Source organism: Pseudomonas peradeniyensis, assembly GCF_014268935.2.
GTDB lineage: Bacteria > Pseudomonadota > Gammaproteobacteria > Pseudomonadales > Pseudomonadaceae > Aquipseudomonas > Aquipseudomonas peradeniyensis.
On sequence record NZ_JABWRJ020000004.1, the window covers coordinates 1 to 21,869 of the forward strand.

19 protein-coding genes and 1 pseudogene are annotated in these 21,869 nt (G+C 64.4%); 7 read left to right on the forward strand and 13 right to left on the reverse strand.

Going from position 1 to position 21,869, the window contains the following annotated elements; genetic code table 11:
* Nucleotides 1-18: 18 nt before the first annotated feature.
* Entirely contained in the window at nucleotides 19-1,269 is a 1,251-nt protein-coding gene (locus tag HU751_RS20365; RefSeq protein WP_186734390.1) for a carbohydrate porin, read from the forward strand.
* A gap of 145 nt (nucleotides 1,270-1,414) precedes the next feature.
* A complete protein-coding gene (locus tag HU751_RS20370; RefSeq protein ID WP_186734391.1) occupies nucleotides 1,415-2,806 on the forward strand; it encodes an APC family permease in 1,392 nt (463 codons plus the stop codon).
* Nucleotides 2,807-2,877: 71 nt separating this feature from the next.
* Here HU751_RS20370 and argE read toward each other — a convergent pair whose 3' ends face one another.
* Both argE and HU751_RS20380 read right to left on the reverse strand, forming a co-directional pair.
* Entirely contained in the window at nucleotides 2,878-4,038 is a 1,161-nt protein-coding gene (gene argE / locus HU751_RS20375; RefSeq protein WP_186734392.1) for an acetylornithine deacetylase, read from the reverse strand.
* Nucleotides 4,031-4,708, reverse strand: a complete 678-nt coding sequence (locus HU751_RS20380) for a DUF1028 domain-containing protein (protein WP_186734393.1) — start codon at nucleotides 4,706-4,708, stop codon at nucleotides 4,031-4,033. Before HU751_RS20380 ends, argE begins: the two co-directional genes overlap by 8 nt.
* A gap of 365 nt (nucleotides 4,709-5,073) precedes the next feature.
* Between HU751_RS20380 and HU751_RS20385 the strand changes: the two genes are divergently transcribed.
* The 3 genes from HU751_RS20385 to HU751_RS27130 all read left to right on the forward strand — a co-directional run bounded on the left by HU751_RS20385 (nucleotide 5,074) and on the right by HU751_RS27130 (nucleotide 7,758).
* A complete protein-coding gene (locus tag HU751_RS20385) occupies nucleotides 5,074-6,390 on the forward strand; it encodes a flavin-containing monooxygenase (protein WP_186734394.1) in 1,317 nt (438 codons plus the stop codon).
* Nucleotides 6,390-6,806 carry a RidA family protein gene (locus HU751_RS20390; protein WP_186734395.1) on the forward strand — a complete coding sequence of 139 codons (417 nt, stop codon included), beginning with the start codon at nucleotides 6,390-6,392 and terminating at the stop codon, nucleotides 6,804-6,806. Before HU751_RS20385 ends, HU751_RS20390 begins: the two co-directional genes overlap by 1 nt.
* A 154-nt stretch (nucleotides 6,807-6,960) precedes the next feature.
* Nucleotides 6,961-7,758: an RHS repeat-associated core domain-containing protein gene (locus tag HU751_RS27130; RefSeq protein WP_186734396.1), complete on the forward strand. Its 798-nt coding sequence runs from the start codon at nucleotides 6,961-6,963 to the stop codon at nucleotides 7,756-7,758.
* A 169-nt stretch (nucleotides 7,759-7,927) separates the two neighbouring features.
* On the opposite strand, the gene HU751_RS20400 is transcribed toward HU751_RS27130, so the two are convergent.
* From HU751_RS20400 to HU751_RS20430, 10 genes and pseudogenes are all read right to left on the reverse strand, one after another.
* Nucleotides 7,928-8,815, reverse strand: a complete 888-nt coding sequence (locus tag HU751_RS20400; RefSeq protein ID WP_186734397.1) for a pirin family protein — start codon at nucleotides 8,813-8,815, stop codon at nucleotides 7,928-7,930.
* A 189-nt stretch (nucleotides 8,816-9,004) separates the two neighbouring features.
* The gene (gene pgm / locus HU751_RS20405) at nucleotides 9,005-10,642 is read right to left on the reverse strand and encodes a phosphoglucomutase (alpha-D-glucose-1,6-bisphosphate-dependent) (protein WP_186734398.1); all 1,638 of its coding nucleotides are present in this window, start codon (nucleotides 10,640-10,642) and stop codon (nucleotides 9,005-9,007) included.
* Nucleotides 10,643-10,721: 79 nt separating this feature from the next.
* Entirely contained in the window at nucleotides 10,722-12,977 is a 2,256-nt protein-coding gene (locus tag HU751_RS20410) for an ATP-dependent DNA helicase (RefSeq protein ID WP_186734399.1), read from the reverse strand.
* Entirely contained in the window at nucleotides 12,974-14,626 is a 1,653-nt protein-coding gene (locus tag HU751_RS20415) for a VRR-NUC domain-containing protein (protein WP_186734400.1), read from the reverse strand. Before HU751_RS20415 ends, HU751_RS20410 begins: the two co-directional genes overlap by 4 nt.
* A 116-nt stretch (nucleotides 14,627-14,742) precedes the next feature.
* Nucleotides 14,743-16,140 carry a hypothetical protein gene (locus tag HU751_RS20420; RefSeq protein ID WP_186734401.1) on the reverse strand — a complete coding sequence of 466 codons (1,398 nt, stop codon included), beginning with the start codon at nucleotides 16,138-16,140 and terminating at the stop codon, nucleotides 14,743-14,745.
* 279 nt (nucleotides 16,141-16,419) lie between these two features.
* Nucleotides 16,420-16,650 carry an integrase core domain-containing protein gene (locus tag HU751_RS27035; RefSeq protein WP_264082625.1) on the reverse strand — a complete coding sequence of 77 codons (231 nt, stop codon included), beginning with the start codon at nucleotides 16,648-16,650 and terminating at the stop codon, nucleotides 16,420-16,422.
* A gap of 27 nt (nucleotides 16,651-16,677) precedes the next feature.
* Nucleotides 16,678-16,782 (reverse strand): annotated as a pseudogene (locus tag HU751_RS27040) (hypothetical protein); the annotation flags it as partial.
* Nucleotides 16,766-17,182 carry an IS3 family transposase gene (locus tag HU751_RS26880; protein ID WP_367616974.1) on the reverse strand — a complete coding sequence of 139 codons (417 nt, stop codon included), beginning with the start codon at nucleotides 17,180-17,182 and terminating at the stop codon, nucleotides 16,766-16,768. The pseudogene HU751_RS27040 and the gene HU751_RS26880, both read right to left, overlap by 17 nt.
* 60 nt (nucleotides 17,183-17,242) lie before the next feature.
* Complete coding sequence (locus HU751_RS26885) at nucleotides 17,243-17,617, reverse strand: transposase (protein WP_225933359.1); 375 nt, start codon at nucleotides 17,615-17,617, stop codon at nucleotides 17,243-17,245.
* A gap of 42 nt (nucleotides 17,618-17,659) precedes the next feature.
* Nucleotides 17,660-18,682: a zinc-dependent alcohol dehydrogenase family protein gene (locus HU751_RS20430; RefSeq protein WP_186735764.1), complete on the reverse strand. Its 1,023-nt coding sequence runs from the start codon at nucleotides 18,680-18,682 to the stop codon at nucleotides 17,660-17,662.
* A gap of 207 nt (nucleotides 18,683-18,889) precedes the next feature.
* Between HU751_RS20430 and HU751_RS20435 the strand changes: the two genes are divergently transcribed.
* Together HU751_RS20435 and HU751_RS20440 are read left to right on the forward strand one after the other, a co-directional pair.
* Nucleotides 18,890-19,804, forward strand: coding sequence for a LysR family transcriptional regulator (locus HU751_RS20435; protein ID WP_225933360.1), 915 nt, complete (start codon nucleotides 18,890-18,892; stop codon nucleotides 19,802-19,804).
* A gap of 328 nt (nucleotides 19,805-20,132) precedes the next feature.
* A complete protein-coding gene (locus tag HU751_RS20440; protein WP_186735762.1) occupies nucleotides 20,133-20,750 on the forward strand; it encodes a hypothetical protein in 618 nt (205 codons plus the stop codon).
* A gap of 9 nt (nucleotides 20,751-20,759) precedes the next feature.
* On the opposite strand, the gene HU751_RS20445 is transcribed toward HU751_RS20440, so the two are convergent.
* Entirely contained in the window at nucleotides 20,760-21,533 is a 774-nt protein-coding gene (locus tag HU751_RS20445) for a hypothetical protein (protein WP_186735760.1), read from the reverse strand.
* Nucleotides 21,534-21,869: the final 336 nt, after the last annotated feature.

Consider the following 21,869-nt stretch of genomic DNA (forward strand, 5'->3'; position numbering starts at 1 on the left):
ACCACCCGAGACTTCACAATGTCATCTGTTTCACGCCTCACCCCCTCCCTGCTTCTTGCCCTCGCCAGCACCCCTGCATTCGCCGCCGACAACACCCTGATCGGCGACTGGGGCGGCCTGCGCCACCAGCTCGAGGCAGACGGCATCACCTTCACCGGCGATTACAGCGGCGAGACCGCCTACAACGCCCATGGCGGCCTGCACCGCTCGGCCCGCTATTCACAGAACCTCAAGCTGGGCGTGCAGTTCGACCTGTCGAAGCTGTACGGTCTGGACAACGGCGGCAAGGTCCAGCTGACCATCAACGACCGCCGCGGCAACAGCGCCTCGGAGGACCTGGTGGGCAACCGCCTGCCGATCCAGGAAAACTATGGCGGCCTCTACACCCGGCTCACCGAACTCAGCTACGAACGCGACCTGTCGCCCGCGCTTAGCCTCAAGTTCGGCTACATGGCCATGGGCAACGATCTCGGCGGCCTGGACAGCGGCATCCTGTGCAACTTCATGAACGCCGGTTTCTGCGGCCACCCGCTGAACATGTCCGGCGGCAGCGGCTGGACCAACTACCCCAACGCCCACCTCGGCGCGCGGGTGAAATACGACCTGACGCCCGACTGGCAACTGCGGGTGGCGGCGTTCAACGTCGACCCCGAGAGCAACGGCAATGCCAGCCGTGCCTGGCACCTGGGGCCCAAGCACACCACCGGCACCGTGGTCCCGGTGGAACTGGTGTACAAGCTGCGCGGCGAACTGCCGGGCGAGTACAAGCTCGGTTACTACTACGACAGCTCGAACGTGAAGCGCATCGGCAGCAGCGAGGACGTCGCCGGTCGTGGCGGGCATTACCTGCTGGTCGACCAGGCTGTGTGGAACGACCCGGCATCGCCCGGGCGCAGCCTGCATGCCTTTGGCCAGTACTCGGCCTCGAGCAAGGCCGCCTCGCCGTTCACCAAGTGGTATGGCGCGGGGGTGGTGTTGTACAAACCGTTCGAAGGCCGACCACGAGATACCGTCGCGCTGGGGTACGGCCGCGCGGTACCGAACCCGCGCAGCCGCGCTGTGCTGGAAGATGTGGCCGTCGATGCCGGGCAGCCCTTGCCGAACCTCGACAGCGCCGAGCAACTGGTCGAGCTGAGCTATGGCTACCAGGCCACCGCGTGGCTGAACCTGCGGCCGGATGTGCAGTACATCGTCGAGCCGGGAGCATTTTCCGGGAAAGACATCGACAACGCGCTGGTATTCGGCTTGCAGGTCAAGGCGACGTTCTGACCACAGACCTGGCGAGCTCTGTAGGAGCGGCGTTGCCGCGCATAGCTTTTTCCTGCCCAGCAACCACATATTTACTAATTTCCCCGCCCCGCCCCCTGTCCCAGTATCTGGCGCAACTACAACAACAAAGAGCGGGGAAACTGTCATGAGTGCAAGTGCGTCCGTGCCTGCCAGCGTGCAGCACGATCAAGCCGGCTTTCGCCGGGTCCTGGGGCTGGGGTCGCTGCTGGCGGTGGCCGTGGGCCTGGTGGTCTCGCAAGGGGTGATGGTGATGATGCTGCAGGGGGTCGGCGCTGCCGGCCTGGGCTTCATCGTGCCGCTGGGGCTGGCCTACCTGCTGGCCCTGAGCTACGCCTTTTCCTTTTCCGAACTGGCCCTGCTGGTGCCACGCGCCGGCAGCCTGTCGAGCTACACCGAAGTGGCGCTGGGGCACTTCCCGGCGATCCTGGCGACCTTCTCCGGCTACGTGGTGGTGGCCATGTTCGCCCTGTCGGCTGAGCTGCTGTTGCTCGACCTGATCGTCGGCAAGGTCTACCCCGGGGTGTTCCCGCAATACTCGGTGGCCTTTGGCGTGCTCGCGCTGTTCACCGGCCTCAACCTGATGGGCATCGACATCTTCGCCAAACTGCAGAGCGCGATGGCCGTGGTCATGGTGATCGTGCTGCTGATCCTCGGCATTGCCGCGATCAGCGAAGGGCATGCCGCAGGGGTTACCACCACCCTGCTGCAGGGCGACTGGAACCCCATGGGCGCCGGGGTGCTGGCCCTGACCGCCATGGCCGTGTGGGGCTTCGTCGGCGCCGAGTTCGTCTGCTCGCTGGTGGAGGAAACCCGCAAGCCCGAACGCAACATCCCGCGCTCGATGATCATCGGCCTGACGGTGATCTTCGCCACCATCGGCCTGTACGGGCTGGGCGCACTGTTCCTGGTACCCCGCGAAGCCCTGAGCAGCGATGCCCTGCCCCACTACCTGTTCGCCACCACGGTGTTCGGCAAGACCGGCGAAGTGTTCCTGGTGATCGCCGCGGTGACCGCCACCTGCAGCACCCTCAACACCTCGCTGGCGGCCATTCCGCGCATGCTCTACGGCATGGCCTGCAACGGCCAGGCGTTCCCCCAGTTCAAGCAGCTCAGCCCGCGTGCGCGCACGCCCTGGGTGGCCGTGCTGTTCGTCGCGGCGATCACCGGCCTGCCGATCCTGCTGATGGGCCAGGACGCCGCGGCAATCAACCTGTTGCTGCTGGCCGCCGCGCTGGCCTGGCTGCTGGCGTACATCATCGTGCACCTGGACGTGATCGCCCTGCGGCTGCGCTACCCGCATCTGGCGCGGCCATTCCGCACACCGTTCTACCCGCTGCCGCAGCTGTTCGGTATCGGCGGGATGCTGTACGCGATCTGGCATGCCTCGCCCAGCCCGGAGATGAACCTGAAGGTGTTCGGTACGGCGGGGGTGGTGCTGGCGGTGGTGTCGCTGATTGCCGTCGTGTGGATCAAGGGCGTGATGAAGAAACCGTTGTTCAGGCCTGAGCCGCTGTAACCTTGTCGCGGGGCCAGCCCGCTGCCACAGGTAGTTGCAAAACCTGTGGCAGCGGGCTGGCCCCGCGATTGTCATGCTTGCTTCAGATGGTCCACCAATCGCCGCAACATCGCGTCACATCCCTGCAACTGCTCGACACTGATGAACTCGTCGGGCTTGTGGCCCTGGTCCATGCTCCCGGGCCCACAGACCACCGTGGGGATACCCGCCTGGTCGAACAGGCCGCCCTCGGTGCCGAAGGCCACAGTACCGAAATCGTCCGAACCGCTGAGCAACGCCACCAGTTGTGCGGCCTCGCTCTCGGCTGGCGTGGCCAGGCCCGGGTAGGCGCTCAGGGCGTGCAGGCGAATGTCGCTGGCGGCACTGACGGCACGCATGCGCGGCAGCAGCTCGGCCTCGGCGTAGGTCTGCAGGCGGTCGGCCACAGCCTGGGCCTCGAAGCCGGGCAAGGCACGCACTTCGAAGTCGAACTCGCACTCCTCGGGGACGATGTTCAGCGCCCGGCCGCCCTTGATTACCCCGGTCTGTACCGTGGAGAACGGCGGGTCGAAGCGCTCGTCGTGATGCTCGGGGCGCGCCAGGTCGTCACCGATCTCGCCCAGCTTGCCGATCAGCCGCGCCGCATACTCGATGGCATTGACGCCGTAGGGCGCATAGGCCGAGTGACAGGCGGCGCCATGCACCTGGCAACGCATGGCCAGCTTGCCCTTGTGGCCGAGCACAGGCTTCAGTTCGGTGGGCTCGCCGATCAGGCACAGGCGCGGCTTGTGCGGGCGCTGCGCCAGGGCATCGAGCATCGAGCGCACCCCCAGGCAGCCGACTTCCTCGTCGTAGGAAAACGCCAGGTGCACGGGCAATCTCAGCGGCTGGGCAAGCAACGCCGGCACCGCCGCCAGCACCGAGGCGATGAAGCCCTTCATGTCAGCCGTGCCACGGCCGTACAGGCGCCCTTCACGTTCAGTCAGCCGGAACGGTTCGACGGTCCAGGCCTGGCCCTCCACCGGCACCACGTCGGTGTGCCCGGAGAGCACCACGCCGCCACGGTCGGCGGGGCCGATGGTGGCGAACAGATTGGCCTTGGTGCCTTCTTCGTTGTGGAACAGCTCGCTGGCGACACCAAGCCCGGCCAGGTAGTCGCGGATGAAGGCGATCAGCTCGAGGTTGGAATCGCGACTGACCGTGGCGAACCCGACCAAGCGCTCGAGCAGCGCACGGCTGGAAACCTCATTCATCGCCCGGCACTCCATAGCTCGGCGCGGCGGTCGGGTTCAGGGCACGGGTCACATAGTCCTGCATCTGCGGGCGATAGGCCTGCCAGAGGCTGTCCAGCTCGCCGATGGGATCGTGTTCGGCCCAGTCCACGCGCAGGTCCACCAACGGCCAGGTCAGCTCGCCAGCGATCTTCAACGCCGCCGAGTGTACCGGCCCCGCCTCACCGCCTGCAGCCATGGCCGCGTGCATCGCCGCCAGCAGGCGGTCGGCCAGGTGGCCACCGGCCTGTTCGAATGCCGCCACCATGGCCTCGATCACCGTCCGCGACGACAGCAGGTTGCCGGCCGCCGCGCATTGCTCGCCGGCCACGGCGTTGTGCACGCCCAGGGCCTCCTTGCCGGTGAACAGCGCTACCTGGCCCTGGCTGTCGATCACCGTGACCTGGCGATATTCGCTCCAGCCATTGGCGCTCAGCACCCGGTCCAGCGCCGCTGCGGGCGGCAGCTGGCCCTGTTCGAGGGCGTCGAGGATCTGCGGGCCGAGGGCCGGCAGGGTGATGTTCTGGGTGGCCACGGCACCGACACCGGCACGTACCCACGGGCAACGGGCGCCGACGGCGATGCTCGATGAACTGATGGCGATGCCGACCTGGCCGGTTTCCTGGCAGCGGCCGATGATGGAGAAGGTCATGGTGCAGCTCCTGTGTTGAGGTTACCGGCATTCTCGGTGGGCCCCGAAAGCTGCGAAACCAACATTTTCCTCGGTACTGGGCAGGAAAAAACTATGGAGGCGCCAAGTAGAACTCGTGGGAGCGGGCTTGCCCCGCGATGAGGTCAGCCTAACCCTCTTCGATGGCCTCGCGGGCGCTATCGCGGGGCAAGCCCGCTCCCACGTATCAGGTAAAGTCCGGTCGAGCCCTTCCCCCCTTCGCCAATTTATCGGCAACCCCCAGCTAAATACTATTTTCGCGATTTCCCGCCCATCCCTAGTCTGGCCCCAGGCAAAGGCGGTCCCCACCGACCTGAACAAGAACGCCGCTGAAGAAGGGCTGGGACATGACACTGAACAACATCGAAATCGACACCCTCGTGGTCGGCGCCGGCCAGGCCGGCGTGGCCATGAGCGAACACCTGAGCAAGCTCGGCGTACCGCACCTGGTGCTGGAGCGCAAGCGCATCGCCGAGGCTTGGCGCACCGGGCGCTGGGATTCGCTGGTGGCCAACGGGCCGGTCTGGCACGACCGCTTCCCGGGCCTGGAATTCGACCTCGACGCCGACGCCTTCGCCGGCAAGGACCAGGTCGCCGACTACTTCGAGCAGTACGTGCGCAAGTACAACCTGCCGGTACGCACCGGGGTCGAGGTGAGGAAGGTGGTGCGCAACGCCGACCGCCCGGGCTTCACCATCGACACCAACCAGGGCGTGATCCGCGCCAACCGCGTGGTGGCCGCCACCGGTCCGTTCCAGCGCCCGGTGATCCCGGCCATCGCGCCGAAGGACGAAGGCCTGCACCAGATCCACTCCGCCGCCTACTTCAACCCCGGGCAGTTGCCCGAGGGCGCGGTGCTGGTGGTCGGCGCCGGCTCCTCCGGGGTGCAGATCGCCGAGGAACTGATGCGCGCCGGGCGCCAGGTGTACCTCTCGGTCGGCGCTCATGACCGTCCGCCGCGCAGCTACCGCAACCGCGATTTCTGCTGGTGGCTGGGCGTGCTCGGCGAGTGGGACGCGGAGATCGCCAAGCCTGGCCGTGAGCACGTGACCATCGCCGTGTCCGGCGCCCGTGGTGGCCATACCGTGGACTTTCGCGCCCTCGCCCACCAAGGCATGACCCTGGTCGGCCTGACCCAGTCGTTCGAAGGCGGCGTGGCCCGCTTCCAGGACAACCTGGCCGACAACATCAACCGCGGCGACGAGAACTACCTGGCCCTGCTGGACGCCGCCGACGCCTATGTCGAACGCAACGGCCTGGACCTGCCGGAGGAGCCCGAGGCGCGCAAGCGCCTGGCCGACCCGGCCTGCGTCAGCCAGCCCTTGCTGGAACTGGACCTGGCCCAGGCCAACGTCAGGAGCATCATCTGGGCCACCGGCTACGGCGTGGATTTCAGCTGGCTGCAGGTGGACACCTTCGACGCCAACGGCAAGCCGCAACACCAGCGCGGCGTGTCGAAGGAGCCGGGCGTGTACTTCCTCGGCCTGCCCTGGCTGTCGCGCCGTGGCTCGTCGTTCATCTGGGGCGTGTGGCACGACGCCAAGCACGTCGCCGGTCATATCGCCACCCAGCGCACCTACCTGGCTTACCGCGACCGCGAGCAGCGCGCCGCGGATGAGCAGCAACCCTCGATCAGCAACATCAGCACCTTCGGAGCCCTCTGATGCCTACCCACACCCGCATCCGCATGTTCAACACCAAGGCAACCTACCCCAACCAGACCCTGGACAACGACCTGTGCCAGGCCGTGCGGGCCGGTAACACCATCTATGTGCGCGGGCAGGTCGGCACCGACTTCGAAGGCCGGCTGGTGGGCCTGGGCAATCCGCAGGCCCAGGCCGAGCAGGCGATGAAGAACGTCAAGCAGCTGCTCGAAGAAGCGGGCTCGGACCTGTCGCACATCGTCAAGACCACCACCTATATCACCGACCCGCGCTTTCGCGAGCCGGTGTACAAGGAAGTGGGCAAGTGGCTCAAGGGGGTGTTCCCGATTTCCACCGGGCTGGTGGTGGCCGGGTTGGCCCAGGCCGAATGGCTGATGGAGATCGATGTGATCGCGGTGGTGCCGGAGCAAGAATAACGACATGCAGTACCTGGGGCTGCCTTGCGGCCCCTTCACCCTTTCAAGGATTTGTGCTGATTCAGCGTTGCCCTCCTGATAGTTCTGCCAGTTGTCGATACAGGCAGCCCATTCCATAGTCAGCTTTTCGAGTTTGCCAGACTCAGGAGCGACCATGTCTCATCCAAGTTCCCTGCCATCCACAAGGCTACTGGTGACAGATATTGCCGGTTCGGTTCTGAAACGACTTAGTGACCAGCAGCCAGGTGTGTTTGCCTACTGTGCCTTTGGACACCTGGGACCTGCGCGAGCTGTAGCGCCATTGCTCGGTTTCAATAACCAGCACCGCGAACCGTTGACCGGTGTTTATCTGCTAGGCAACGGCCACCGAAGCTTCAACCCAGTCCTGATGCGATTTGTCTCGGCCGACGACTTGAGCCCGTTTGGTGATGGTGGAATTAATGCTTATGCCTACTGCCAGAACGACCCCATCAATCGAACAGATCCTTCGGGAATGATGTATAAGGCCACCAATACACTTGTGACCCTGGTAGACACTAAAACTGGTTTATCCAGTTACATGTTCACACCGGAACGCCCCGCCTCTCTTTCCAGCGTTAAACGCAGTAAGCAAACCAATACTCGTTCTTCCTCAGACGCTCACAACAAGCAGACCGGCAACTCGGGCGCGTCACAGGCAGCTTCGTCAAACGCCCTCGCTAACGGGCGCTCCACTAAGTCGCCTAAGTCACCCCCTCCCCAGCCATTGATAACTACTGGGACATCTGGAAAGCCGGAATCCGGCACCACGACAACCAGCCGCTCGCACGTTGCCTCCCTATCCCGTAATAGCTCGATTGACTCGACAGACGAACGATCCCCTTCAAATGATTCAACGCCTTACAACTCGGACTCAGAGGATGAGCGTTTCAACGAGGGAACCGTAAGAGTCATCCGTGGTTCGCAACTCTGAACCTTTTCCAGATGGTTCGCCCAGGCCGAATAGCTGATGGAGATCGATGTGATCGCGGTGGTGCCGGATCAGGAGTGACGCGCAAAAAAAATCGCGGGGCAAGCCCGCTCCCACGCCTTGAGTCATTGTGGACTCAAGGCGTGGGAGCGGGCTTGCCCCGCGATGGGTACTATTGAACGACGCCGCGCTCGACGCCAGCTACCTGCCCGAACCGCCCGGCCTGGAAATCATCGAACGACTCGGCGATTTCCGCCTGGCTGTTCATCACGAACGGCCCGTAGCCAACGATGGGCTCGTCGATCGGCTCGCCGCTGAGCAGCAGCACGCTGACCTCTTCCAGCGCCTCGAGGCGCACATCGCTGCCATCGCGCTCCAGCAGCACCAGGCTGGCCGGGCCAACCTCGCGCTCGTCGTTGACCCGCAGGTTGCCGCGCAGCACCACCAGCGCGGCATTACGCCCGGCGGCCAAGGGCAGTTGCAGTGTGGCGCCGGCCTTCAGCCGCAGATCCCAGACATCCATCTCGGTGAAGGTGCGCGCCGGCCCCTGATGATCCAGGTAGCGTCCGGCGATCACCCGCAAACTACCCGCCTCGCCTGCCAGCGTCACCACGGGAATGTCGTTGGCCAGCAGCGTCTGGTAGCCCGCTGCGGCACGCTTGTCCTTGGCCGGCAGGTTGACCCACAGTTGCACCATCTCCAGGGTGCCGCCACTACGGGCAAAGGCCGGGGAATGGAACTCCTCGTGGATGATGCCGCCTGCGGCGGTCATCCATTGCACGTCGCCCGGGCCGATCAGGCCGCCGGCGCCGGTGGAGTCACGGTGCTCCAGTTCGCCCTGGTAGACGATGGTCACCGTCTCGAAACCGCGATGCGGATGCTGGCCGACGCCACGACGGGCCGTGGTCGGGGCGAAATCGTGGGGGCCGGCGTAGTCCAGCAGCAGGAACGGGCTGATGTGCCGGGCCAGGTGATCGTAGGTGAACAGGCTGCGCACCGGGAAGCCGTCGCCCACCCAATGGGCGTGGGGGCTGCGGTGGATGCCCTGGATCTTTTTCATGAGAAGCCTCCTGTTTGATAGGTATCACCTTACAGATGAGACTAATGATCCGGTAGACAGCTAAAATGGCATGGTTCGTTCCAAAATTGGAACAATCAAATGCATCGCGGGGCAAGCCCGCTCCCACAAGGCCAATGTACGTTGGCCTTGTGGGAGCGGGCTTGCCCCGCGATTGGCTTCAACGGACGATCAGGCGATCGCCGCGTCCACCAGCACCTGGGCTTCGGCCACCAGGCGCGCCAGATGCGCTTCGTCGATGAAGCTCTCGGCGTAGATCTTGTAGATGTCCTCGGTGCCCGAAGGACGGGCGGCGAACCAGCCGTTCTCGGTCATCACCTTCAGGCCACCGATGGCCTGGTTGTTGCCCGGCGCGTGGCTGAGGATCTGCTGGATCGGCTCGCCGGCCAGCTCGGTGGACTTGACCTGCTCCGGCGCCAGCTTGCTCAGCAGCGCCTTCTGCCGCGCATCGGCCTTGGCCTCGACGCGGGTGGCGTAGGGTTTGCCCAGCTTTGCAGTGAGGTCGGCGTAGATCTGGCTCGGGTTGCGCCCGGTGCGTGCGGTCATCTCGGCCGCCAGCAACGCCGGGATCAGGCCGTCCTTGTCGGTGGCCCAGACGCTGCCGTCCTTGCGCAGGAACGAGGCGCCGGCGCTCTCTTCGCCGCCAAAGCCCAGCGAGCCGTCGAACAGGCCCTGGGCGAAGAACTTGAAGCCCACCGGCACTTCGTACAGCTCACGGCCCAGCGCGGCGGTGACCCGATCGATCAGGCCACTGGAGACCACGGTCTTGCCCACCGCCGCGTCGCTGCGCCATTGCGGGCGGTTGCGGTACAGGTAGTCGATGGCCACGGCCAGGTAGTTGTTCGGTTGCAGCAGGCCGTCGGCGGTGACGATGCCGTGGCGGTCGTGGTCGGGGTCGCAGGCGAAGGCCACGTCGAAGCGCTCGCGCAGGCCGATCAGGCCCTGCATGGCATACGGCGAGGATGGGTCCATGCGGATCTGGCCGTCCCAGTCGACGGTCATGAAGCGGAAGGTCGGGTCGACCTCGGTGTTCACCACTTCCAGGTTCAGCTGGTAGCGCTCGGCGATGGCCGACCAGTAGCGCACCCCGGCGCCGCCCAGCGGGTCGACGCCCAGGCGCAGGTTGGCGCTGCGGATCACGTCGAAGTCGATGACGTTTTCCAGGTCGGCGACGTAGCTGCTGACGTAGTCGTGACGCTGGGTGGTCGGTGCCGCCAGCGCCTGCTTGTAGTCCATGCGCTTGACGCCGGCCAGGTTGGCCGCCAGCAGCTCATTGGCCTTGGCCTCGATCCACTTGGTCACGTCGCTGTCGGCCGGCCCGCCATTGGGCGGGTTGTACTTGAAACCGCCGCTCTGCGGCGGGTTGTGCGACGGGGTGATGACGATGCCGTCAGCCAGGCCCTGCTGGCGGCCACGGTTGTAGCAGAGAATGGCGTGGGACACCGCCGGGGTCGGGGTGTACTCGTCATCCTGGCTCAGCATCACCTGCACGCCGTTGGCAGCCAGCACTTCCAGGGCGCTGGCGGCGGCCGGGGCGGACAACGCGTGGGTATCGGCGCCAATGAACAGCGGGCCGTCGATGCCCTTTTCCTGGCGGTACAGGCAGATGGCCTGGGTGATCGCCAGCACGTGGTATTCGTTGAAGCTCAGCTCGAACGAAGTGCCGCGGTGCCCCGAGGTGCCGAAGGCCACGCGCTGGGTCGCCACCGCAGCGTCGGGACGGCCGGTGTAGTAGGCGGTCAACAGGCGGGGAATATCGACCAGCACGCTGGCCGGAGCCGGCTTGCCTGCCAAAGGACTGAGCGTCATGCGGAACCTCGAAATCAACAGAAGTAGGTGTTGGAACGCGCAGTGTACTGGGAGTTTCAGCGCCAGGCGATGACTGCGTTCAGCCCAGTTGCCACCAGCTGGGGAACATCTGCCGCACCCGGGGCTCGGCGAAGCGCTCATCGATCAGCATCAGCACGCCACGGTCCTGGTCGCCGCGGATTACCCGGCCAGCGGCCTGGATCACCTTGCGCACGCCCGGGTACAGGTACGCGTAGTCGAAACCGGCGCCGAACTGGCGGCCCAGGCGCTGCTTGAACTGCTCGTTGACCGGGTTGACCTGGGGTAGCCCGAGGGTGGCGACGAAGGCGCCGATCAGACGCGTGCCCGGCAGGTCCACACCCTCGCCGAAGGCACCGCCGAGCACGGCGAAGCCCACCCCCTGCCCGTGCTCCACGAAACGCGCCAGGAAGGCCTCGCGCCCGGCCTCGTCCATGCCCGGCGCCTGGCACCAGATGGGCAGTGCCGGATAGCGCTCGGCCAGCAGCCGCGCCACCTGTTCCAGGTATTCGAAGCTGCTGAAGAAGGCCAGGTAGTTGCCCGGCTGGCCGGCAAACTGGGCAGCGATCAGCTCGACGATCGGCGCCAGCGACGCCTGACGCTGCTGGTAGCGAGTGGACACCTCGCTGACGATGCGCACCTGCAGCTGCTCGGCCCGGAACGGCGCGGCGACCTCCAGCCAGGCCGTGTCGGCGGGCATGCCCAGCAAGTCGCTGTAGAAGTGCCGCGGATTCAGCGTGGCGGAAAACAGCGTGACGCTGCGCGCCGCACTCATGCGCGGCCCCAGCAGCCGCGCCGGCACCACATTGCGCAGGCACAGCGTGGCCAGGCGCCGCCCCCGTGGACCGTTGCGCGGGCTGATATCGAACAGGAAGTGCTCGTCGAACAGCTCGGCGATGCGGCTGAACTGCAGGGCCTGGAGGAAGAACTCCAGCACCTTGGGCTCGACCTCGGCGGGCGCCTGGTTCATGCGTTCCTGGATCAGCCCGATGCATTGCTGCAGGGCTCGCAGGAAGGCGTCCGGCAGCTCTTCGCTGGCCTGGTACGGCGCCACCTGTGCCTTGTACAGCGCGTTCCACTGCCGGTTGAGCCGATCGAGGGCACTGCCGAGTCCGGCCGGCTTGCTCTGGCGCAGTGCCAGCAACTGGCCCTGGTCAAGGCTGGCGCTGTACATCTGCCGCCCCCGTTCGACCAGGTTGTGCGCCTCGTCCACCAGTACCGCCGTGCGCCACTGGTTGGCCTGGGCCAGGCCGAACAGCAAGGCATGGGCGTCGAAGTAGTAATTGTAGTCAGCCACCAGCAGGTCGACCCAGCGCGCCATCTCCTGGCCCAGGTAGTAGGGGCAGACCTGGTGCGCCTGGGCCACCTGGCGCAGGCTGGCGCGGTCGAGCAGCGGCACCTGCGCGGCGGCTTCGCGGGCGGCCGGCAGGCGGTCGTAGAAGCCCCGCGCCAAGGGACAGGACTCGCCATGGCAGGCGTTCTCGGGGTGCTCGCAGGCCTTGTCGCGGGCGATCAGCTCTAGGCTGCGCAGGGCTGGTTGCGGCGACGCCCGGGTGATCTGGCGCAGTGCATCGAGGGCCAGGGCCCGGCCTGGGGTCTTGGCCGTAAGGAAGTAGAGCTTGTCCAGCTGCTGCGGCACCACGGCCTTGAGCAGCGGGAACAGCGTACCGAGAGTCTTGCCGATGCCGGTGCTGGCCTGGGCCATCAGGCAGCGACCAGTGCTCACGGCCTTGTACAGCGTCTCGGCCAGTTGGCGCTGGCCCTGCCTGAATTCGGGATAGGGGAATGTCAGCGCGCCAAGATCCCGGTCCCGCTCGCTCAGCCGCCGCTCCTGCGCCTGTGCCCAGGCCAGGAAGCGCTCACACTGGGCCTCGAAGAAGCGCTTCAGCTCATCGGCTTGGTAACGCTCGCTGATCACTGTCTGGCCGTCACTGTCGACATCGAGATAAACCAGCACCACTTCGATCGCCGACAGCTGCCGTGCCTGGCACAGCAACCAGGCATAGACCTTGGCCTGGGCCCAGTGCAGTTGGCGGTGGTTATCAGGCTGCCTGGCCAGATCACCACGGTGGGTCTTGATCTCCTCCAGGCGATTGCCCGCCGGGTCGTAGCCATCGGCGCGACCGCGGACCCGCAGCCCCTGGTACTCACCCTCCAGCGCCACCTCCGCTTCATAGCCGGCGGCGCGCCGCGCCACCACCCGGCGGTGCCCGGCAATACCTTCCTGGGCGGTGGGCGACGGGGTGAAGCGCAGGTCGAGGTCGCCAACCTTGGCACTGAACTCGCACAGGGCGCGCACGGCCACGGTGTAGCTCATGCCGGCACCTCCCTCCAGCGCACATGGCAGACCGCGACCGGCAGCCCGTGGGCATGGCAGAACTCGAGCCAGCGCAGTTGGTTGTCCTGTAGCCGGTCGCCCGGCCCCTTGACCTCGATCATGCGGTAGCCGCCCTGCCCCGGCCAGAACTGGATCAGGTCGGGCATACCGGCGCGGTTGGCGCGGATATCCTGCAGCAGGCGCAGGAAGCAGGCCTTCAGGTGCGCGGGCGGCAGGTACTCGAGTGCCTGTTCGAGCAACGGCTCGTCGAGCATCTGCCAGAACACGAAAGGCGACTGCAGGCCTTGCTTGGCCTGGAAGCAGTCGCGGATGGCCTGGCGATGGCTGCCATCGTCCAGGCGCTCGAGGCAGGCGTCAAACAGTGCCGCGCGACGCGGCTGGAAGTCGCCGTCGTGCAGGTCCTGCGGCCCGCTCTGGAACGGGTGGAAGAACGCCCCCGGCACCGGGGCGAAGATCGCCTCCCAGCACAGCAGGCCGAACAGGCTGTTGAACAGGGTGTTCTCGACGTAGTGAACGCTGCCGCCTTCCTGCTCCAAGTGCTGGCGCACCGCCTCTTCCACCCCCAGCGCTGCCATTTCGGCCGGCAGTTCCAGTTCGATAAGTGTCACCGCCTCGCTGCGCCGGCGCGGCTGTGCCGGACCGCCAAGCTTGCGCGCCAGGCGTGGCAGCAGGCGTTCCAGGGCCTGGCGTTCCAGGGCGTTGGCAGGCGCCTGGGCCATGTGCTGGGCCAGGGCATGCGCCTCTGGCCATTGCTCGCTGCGCTCGTGGACCCGGACCTGGCGAATACGCGCCTCGGGGTGCGCGCAGCCAGCATAGATCCGCAGTGCCAGGTCCCAGTCCCCCAAGCGCTCGCACTGTTGGCCGAGGCTGAACAGCAGGCGCGCCCGGCGCCTGGCCAGCCAGGGGTTGCTGTCGTCAAGGCCGTCCAGCGCCGCGAGTAGATCGGCGGGCGCGACGCCTTGTTCAAGGCGCTCGGCGCACTGGTGCAGGGCCATGGCCAAGTCGACCTCGGCGCGCTGGCGCAAAGCCCGCGAGTCGTCGCTGAACGCCACCTGTTCGTAGCGAAACACCCCGAGGTCGGCAAGCACGAAGTCCGACCAGCTCTGGTACAGGTTGCCGAAGAACAGCAGGCGCAAGCGGTCGCACAACGGCTGCTGGCACCAGTGCAGGATCCGCAGCGGGAAACCGGGGCACCACTGGGCCAGCGGGCCAGGCGGCAAACCCAGGGCCTGCAACTGCTCCAGCAGCTCGGCCTTGCCGGCGCGCGGCCGGGTAAGTCGCCCGGCGAAGCACGTCGCCAGCTCGTCCTTGCGCAGCAACGCCCCCAGCTGCTCGATGGTCAACGGCGCATCATCGGCCACCCAACCCAATGCCAGCAGTGGCGCCAGGGCCGCCTCGGTGTCACCAATCTCGGCATAGTCGAGCTTGTCACTGCGAAACAGCTCGCCCTTGCGCATGACCATGCGCACCAGCAGGGCCTGACTGGGCACCGGCAGTTCGCTGAAGGTCTGGATGAAACCGTGCTCGTCGCGGTCAAGCAGGTCGGCATAGCGCTGCACGACCCAGCTCAGGACCTGGCGGAAGTTGTGCAGGTAGTACAGGGGATCATCGACGGAATGGGCGATCACGGTGCAAGTCGGGTGTTGAGGATCAAGCACTGGTTATACATACAGACCACATGCCTGGGCAAGCGCGCTGGATCGACGGTCACACGATCATTATGAACGTTGCCCAGGCAGCAGGCCTAATCGACGGCGCGCAACGGCGTATAGCCGCCCGGGCTGGCCGGCAAAGGCCGCAGCCACAGGTCGCGCCGGCCCAGCAGCTGGAACAGGCGCCGGGCCTGGTGGCTGAGCGTGCCGGCATACAGCCCCCGCAACTGCGCGAGCTGCAGGCCGCTGGTTTCAACCAGCCACTGGCTGACCGGTTCCGGGCAGGGGCGCCCCTGCAAGGCGCGGTGCAGGTACGGCAGCGCGACGCGCATGCCCGGATGGCACCGCAGCACGAAGGTCTCGAGGTTGTGCCCTTGCGCCTCGAACGGGGTGAACAGCTGGCAGACCAGTTGTGCCTCGCTCACGCCATAGGCACCGGCCAGGCGCGTCTGCGCCTCACTGCGCAGGGCCCGCCCCTGCGGCCAGGCGGTCGACGGCTGGCGCAAGCGCTGGAAGAATGCCTGGGTGCCTTCGCGGTAGCTGCGCTGGTCGAGGTACTGCGCCTTGAGCCCATGCAGGTGGGCCAGCGGCAAGGGATCGAACAGCCCTGACGGCCCCTGGGCCTGACTGCCCTTGACGTCCTGCCGGCCGAGCATGCGGTCCAGCGCTCCACCGTCGTCCGGGTAGCGCAACAGGTCCTCGGCCATCACCAGCCGCGGCTCGCCGCCGGGCTGGCGCAGCACGGGCGAAGTCGGCGGTTGCCAGGGATCGGCCAGCACCGCGCCCAACTGCTCCAGACCCGCCGCCAGCACATTGTGAGGCGTCAGGGCGTGGGCCACCTCCACGGTATGGCGCAGGCAACGCCGCCCCCAAGCCAGCAGGCGGTGGCGCTGTGAAAACGGCACGGCGCTTATCAGGATTTGCTCGCCGGCCTCCCCCGCCAGCGCCTGGCCCAGGCTGTTGGCCAGCGCCAGGTAGCTCCTGGCACCGAGCATCGCGTCCGGCTGCCCACCGACCAGATGGCCGAATAGCAACCAGGCGTTGCCCGCATCGGCCAGTTGCTCGGCCGAGCAGGCCTGGCGGGCGCCGAACGGGCCAAGTTGCCCGCCGTCAGCACGCAGCAGCTCCACCCGCGGATCGTCGTGCAGGAACAGCGCGCTGAAGCAGCGGTCGTGAAGGGCCAGGGCGGTATCGTCGAGGGTCGGCAGACGGGCAGTCAGCACCCGCAGGCGGCAGGTGGCGCCATGGCGCAGGGCGATGCTCAACTGCGCGGCGCGCAGGCAGGCCAGCAGATGTGCGCTGCGCTGGTCGACGCCGTGCAGCACCAGCACCCGGACGTTGCCGACGTATTCCTGGCCGCCGGCGATGACCAGCAATCGCTGGACCAGCAGCTGCACCGAGGCGCGCTGGGCCTGAGTCATGTGCTCCAGCAGGCGCTGCAGGACTTGCTGGTAGACATAGTGCATGGCTTGGTCGTGGGTCTCGGTCATGCTATCGCTCCATCTCCCTGACGGCTTCGAATTGAAGTCCGATTCTGGCAGATGAATAGCAAACCGAGCTTGAAGGAAACTTCCTAAAGCCTAGTAGGACATTTAGCTAAATTTGGCTAGTGTCTCAGCCCTGCCCCTTGTGGGAGCGGCCTTGTGTTGCGAAAGGGCCGCGTAGCGGCCCCAAGATTTCAGCACTGAACAAAGATCGCCGGGGCCGCTATGCGGCCCTTTCGCGACACAAGGTGAACTGGTCAAGTAATTTTGGACACCGGTTAAGGTTCATGCCGCTGCCTTGAGTTTTTCCTCCATGGCTACTGGCGTTTCATAGCCGTTGTAGCTGTGGAGGCGCTTGAGGTTGTAGCGCATCAGATAAGCCTGGATATCCACTCGTGCCTGCGCTTCGGTCTCGTAACCCTCTGCCGGCACCCATTCTGATTTCAATGCTCCGAAGAATCGCTCCATGGCAGCGTTATCCCAGCATTGGCCTCGATGGCTCATGCTCTGGTTCAAGTTGTACTCATCGAGCGCGGCTCTGAATTTATGGCTGGTATACTGACAGCCCTGGTCTGAATGAAACATTACGCCCGCCGGCCTACCCCGCGATTCAGCTGCCATGCGCAGGGCGTTACAAGCTGTTGGCATCTGCAATCATCGAGAATGCCCAACCCACTACGCGACGGGCATAGAGGTCAATCACGGCGGCTAGGTACAGCCAGCGCCTGCCAACCTGGATATAGGTCACATCACCACACCAAACCTCATTGATCGCCGAAACCTTGAAATTGCGCTTCAGCTGATTCTCGGCGATCAACGCTTCTGCCCCTGATGACCGATAGCGGTGCGGCCTGCGCTGCTTGCACTTCAGGCCAGCTTCGCGCATTAGCGCACGCACCTTGTATCGTCCTATTTCATGGCCTTCATGCCGCAATTCCTGCGCCAGGGTTCGCGAGCCAGAAGCACTTCGCGATGCGTTGAAGTGCTTGATTACCAGCAGGCGTAGCGCATCTCTGGCCGGTTTTTCACGTCCTGCCGTTTGCGCCACGCATAGAAACCGCTGCGCTTAACCCCAAGCACGCGGCAGCAGTCGACAACAGGGTATTGCTCACTCAGCTCGTTGATCAGCGAGAACGATCTTTGAGTCCCGAAGCAGGAGAGCACTGGCCTTTTTTAGGATTTCGATATCCCGATCCTTTTGCCGAACCAGCGCTTCGAGTTCTTCAATTCGTTGCTGCTCGGGTGTGATCGCTTTGGCTCCAGCCGGAACCTTGCCGGCTCTCTCTTCACGTACCTGGTCAACCCAGCGGCGAAGCGCGGTAGGGCCCAGCCCAAGGGCGGCACAGACCTCAGGAACTGACTGCCCACCGTCCAGCACCATTTCGGCAGCTTGGACTTTGTATTCTCTTGAATAAGATTTACGCACTGATTTTGCCTCCAATTGGGCGCCATCATAGCGCCCGATGAAGGTGTCCAAAATCATTAGGCCAGTTCAAGGCCGCTCCTACAGGGATCGCACGAGGCATCAGTGCGCACCCATATCCAGCACCACCCGCCCACCACACGGACACTCGTCCATGTGCCGGTGTGCCTCGACCACCTGCTCGAACGGGTACACCTTGATGATCTGCGGCGTCAGCAGCTGGTCGGCGGTGAACTGGTTGATGTCGCGCAACGCCCGCTGCAGGGCCACCTGGTCCTGGGCGATGCCCAGCTCCGGCTTGCCGGTGAAGTTGCCGATGCAGTGCACATGGAACTGGATGTTCTTCTGGAACGCCGCGCAGGCCGGGAACGGCGTCTGGTTGCCACCCTGCAGGCCGTACAGCACCAGGCTGCCACGGGGCGCCAGGACATCGCCGAGCAGCGACATCTGTGGGCCGCCCATGCCGTCGAGGACCATGTCCACGCCACGGCCATCAGTGTACTTGCCGATCTGCATCAGCAGGTCCTGTTCCTCGGTGACGATCACCTTGTCGGCGCCCAGGCCCAGCAGGTACTCGCGCTGCTCGGGCTCCTTGGTGGCGGCGAACACCCTCAGCCCCAGGGCCTTGCCCAGTTGCACGAAGGCCGGCCCCGCGCAGTGGCTGGCGTCGGTGACCAACGCGGTCTGCCCAGCCTTGGCCCGCGCCAGGTCGACGAAGGCAAAATAGGCGATCAACAGCGGCGTGTAGTGCACGCTGGCCTCGATCGGGGTCAGTACATCCGGGTAACGGGTGATGGCACTGCGCGGCAGGACGATCACGTCGCCGTAAACCGGGTGGTCGTTGGCGCTGGTGGCCGGGAAGCTGGCGACCCGGTCGCCCACCGCGATATCGTCCACACCCTCGCCCACGGCGGTGACCACACCGGCCATCTCGTGGCCGATACCGGCCGGCAGCCGTGCCTGGGACGGCGCCAGGTTCTGCCGCCAGAGCACGTCGTACCAACTGACGCCGATCGCCTCGACGCGGATCTGCACCTCACCGGTAGCCGGGGACGGTTCGGCCTGCTCCTCGCAACGGAGCACGTCGGCCTGGCCGAACTTGTGGAAACGGATCATGCGGGACATCGCATACCTCGCCTGTGTGAATCTCGTATTACCACGGACTTTATCCGGGCTTTCACGGTTGGACCATCAGTGGCTGTTAATAGTCGACATGCCTGTCATTGATTGGGCCCCTGACAAATCTGTGCATTGGCACCCGGAAATCGGTGCAGGGTACCAGCCTTTGGCCTTAAGATTCACCCCTGCCCCATTTCAGGCGAGCCGCATCGAATGAATCGTAACGACTTGCGTCGCGTAGACCTCAACCTGCTGATCGTGTTCGAAACGCTCATGCACGAACGCAGCGTGACCCGCGCCGCCGAGAAACTGTTCCTCGGCCAGCCGGCGATCAGCGCCGCGCTGTCGCGCCTGCGCAACCTGTTCGACGACCCGCTGTTCGTGCGCACCGGTCGCAGCATGGAGCCCTCGGCGCGGGCCCACGAGATCTTCGCCCTGCTGTCGCCGGCGCTGGATTCGATCTCCACCGCCGTCAGCCGCGCCGCCGATTTCGACCCGGCCACCAGCAACGCGGTGTTCCGTATCGGCCTGTCCGACGACGCCGAGTTCGCCCTGCTGCCGCAGTTGCTCAAGCGCATCCGCGCCGAAGCGCCCGGCATCGTCCTGGTGGTGCGTCGGGTCAACTACCTGCTGATGCCCACCCTGCTGGCCTCGGGCGAGATCTCGGTGGGCGTGAGCTACACCAACGAACTCCCTGCCAACGCCAAGCGCAAGGTGCTGCGCCGCAGCATGCCCAAGCTGCTGCGCGCCGACAGCATGCCCGGCAGTATCACCCTCGACGACTTCTGCGCCCGGCCCCATGCCCTGGTGTCGTTCGCCGGCGACCTCTCGGGGTTCATCGACGAGGCGCTGGACGAGATCGGCCGCAAGCGCCACGTGGTGCTGGCGGTGCCGCAGTTCAACGGATTGGGAAGTTTGCTGGCGGGGACCGATATCGTCGCCACGGTGCCGGACTACACCGCCGATGCGCTGACCGCGGCGGGCGGGTTGCGCGCGGAAGACCTGCCGCTGGAGGTGCGCAGCTTCGAGCTGCACATGGCGTGGCGTGGGGCGCAGGACAATGATCCGGCGGAGAAATGGTTGCGGTCGCGGATACAGATGTTCTTCGGGGATCCGGACAGCCTCTGATCTACCCATTGAGACCAGACATATTGCCCAATTTTGCTCTTGATCATCCCTCTTTGCAGTGGGTGCTTCAGGCTTTTTACTCTCAGGCGTTCGCAGCGTCCCCTTACGGTAGGGCCAGGCTTCAAAGCCTGAGTTTCCTGGATCGGTATCAAGAGGCGACATTCTGTTTCCCGCACGCATCTTACCGCGCATGGTATTGAGACCAAGGACGCCTTGGCCTTGGTCGCCACCTTGTCGGGCAGGCCCTCCACCAATCACTATCCGGTCATCACGTATCGGGTTTGCAGCTGTGCTGCCGACCTGCTCCAGAATAACCAAGACACCTCTGATGCCCAAAGGGCATACGAACATTATCGCGGGCGAACAAATGATAAAAGCTGACAACTGGACAGCAACATACGGAGACTTTCTGGCGTTATCTGACCGATTCACCCATGAGCTGGACATCTTCACCGACCTAATGCGTGCGAACAAGGCGGTGCTTGATCAGGTAGGCCAATACACAGAGCATGTCGACGCCACCAGCAAACAAATCAGTGCCCAGGTTGAGCAGGTCCGACAAGCATGGGCTAAGGCAGACCAAACAGCCGCACAAGCGGCGCAGCTAGCCTACAAATCGGCTTTCGAAGGAGTGAGGTCATCATTCACTTCCGTCACCGAAGAGCTGAGTCGGTCGGTTCAGGCCAACAATCGAGCCACCTCATGTGTAAAACAATCTCGGAATGCCATTTACTGGACGGCAGCCGGGTGCATTTCAGCCTGTTTCATAGCGACCTTGATCACGACCTATTTCGCCAACGCTCGAACACCCATCATCGAAGATGAGATCAGGCTCAAGGCCGCCCGCTACGAACTCATTTGGAGCAACGCAGACAAACAAGAACAGGGCAGGCTGAGCAAGCTTCTGCAGGGCCCAGTGAGAGCGTCCCTCCACCAAACTCGCTGATCTCAGGAGTCAGTCCAAGCTTGGGCCAGAATGTGAGCGGGGCTTCCTGGAGATTTCCAGACCACGCTCATACTCACGACTCAGTTCTTTAATCTTGGGCTCAAACAGAAGCTGAAGCTGCTCGAGCCCATGAAACCGGCTATGCGCATATCTGGCCGGATTTTCACCGTCTGATGGAACGTACACGCACACCATCCCTGAAATAGACGAAGCCTCTTCCACTCCGGCTAGCTGCCCGAGCTCATTAAGATAGCGTTTGAAGCGGCTGTAGGTGCCGCCCATCAACCGACTGCCAATGAAGTTATCAAGAAAGATCTGTGTACTAATGTCGGCAGAAGGCGTCAAATTCAAGGTTGTGAGCATGAAGGGCGAGACATGCACTGCATACTGATTGAGCAGGTCGATCTCCTCTACGATCGGAATCGGGAAGCCAGGCGGCTGATGACGGCGAGTCGTCCCCCAGCATACGAAATGAAAATCGAGACAGCGACGTAAAAAATCACTGCGAATGGCCAGTTGACTAAACAACCTCTGTCGGAGCGATTTGCTCGCCTCCTTGCGTATGGCCAGGAAGGTAGCCTTGAACTCAATGAGCGCAAAGCGGGCATTGGCTGCAATCAGGTGATCGGCGAATACCTCATCCTGGGCCCCGAGTGTTGTATTCACCCACCCGGGTACCGATCCATCGGGATCTTGAGTAGGAAATCTTGCTTCGAATGCGTTGGAAAATCGAAGAACCACGTTCTGTTCCATGTCACGCAAGGACGGTTCAGTCACTACCACTTAGTGTAATCCTTTGATTTCCTGTGCTTTGAGGAGCAAAGTCTCAGATAATTTTCCGTACTGCAAGATGCCCTGGTTTCACCCTCACACAATCGGATAACGCTTGAACAGGTCGGTTTGTTCCAAACGCTCCGCATGGTCCCTGAGGGTCGGGAAATCTTCGGCCTTGACCACCTCGGGCAACATCAGTTGCATGAACGACAGGCCACGGCAGTGGTGAGTGCGGCCTGGTCTGGCCGTTCGCCTTGCGATGGCCGTGCCGCCCAGTTTTGGTTGAATTTAATTACAACGCCATTGCCCGACACTGGAGCAGTGGCTTGAGCCAAAGTGGGCACA

Bases quoted from the DNA above. Each gene is read 5' to 3' on its own strand.
- HU751_RS20365 (WP_186734390.1), top strand. From the start codon at position 19: ATGTCATCTGTTTCACGCCTCACCCCCTCCCTGCTTCTTGCCCTCGCC.
- HU751_RS20370 (WP_186734391.1), top strand. From the start codon at position 1,415: ATGAGTGCAAGTGCGTCCGTGCCTGCCAGCGTGCAGCACGATCAAGCC.
- argE (WP_186734392.1), bottom strand. From the start codon at position 4,038: ATGAATGAGGTTTCCAGCCGTGCGCTGCTCGAGCGCTTGGTCGGGTTC.
- HU751_RS20380 (WP_186734393.1), bottom strand. From the start codon at position 4,708: ATGACCTTCTCCATCATCGGCCGCTGCCAGGAAACCGGCCAGGTCGGC.
- HU751_RS20385 (WP_186734394.1), top strand. From the start codon at position 5,074: ATGACACTGAACAACATCGAAATCGACACCCTCGTGGTCGGCGCCGGC.
- HU751_RS20390 (WP_186734395.1), top strand. From the start codon at position 6,390: ATGCCTACCCACACCCGCATCCGCATGTTCAACACCAAGGCAACCTAC.
- HU751_RS27130 (WP_186734396.1), top strand. From the start codon at position 6,961: ATGTCTCATCCAAGTTCCCTGCCATCCACAAGGCTACTGGTGACAGAT.
- HU751_RS20400 (WP_186734397.1), bottom strand. From the start codon at position 8,815: ATGAAAAAGATCCAGGGCATCCACCGCAGCCCCCACGCCCATTGGGTG.
- pgm (WP_186734398.1), bottom strand. From the start codon at position 10,642: ATGACGCTCAGTCCTTTGGCAGGCAAGCCGGCTCCGGCCAGCGTGCTG.
- HU751_RS20410 (WP_186734399.1), bottom strand. From the start codon at position 12,977: ATGAGCTACACCGTGGCCGTGCGCGCCCTGTGCGAGTTCAGTGCCAAG.
- HU751_RS20420 (WP_186734401.1), bottom strand. From the start codon at position 16,140: ATGACCGAGACCCACGACCAAGCCATGCACTATGTCTACCAGCAAGTC.
- HU751_RS26885 (WP_225933359.1), bottom strand. From the start codon at position 17,617: ATGATTTTGGACACCTTCATCGGGCGCTATGATGGCGCCCAATTGGAG.
- HU751_RS20430 (WP_186735764.1), bottom strand. From the start codon at position 18,682: ATGTCCCGCATGATCCGTTTCCACAAGTTCGGCCAGGCCGACGTGCTC.
- HU751_RS20435 (WP_225933360.1), top strand. From the start codon at position 18,890: ATGAATCGTAACGACTTGCGTCGCGTAGACCTCAACCTGCTGATCGTG.
- HU751_RS20440 (WP_186735762.1), top strand. From the start codon at position 20,133: ATGCCCAAAGGGCATACGAACATTATCGCGGGCGAACAAATGATAAAA.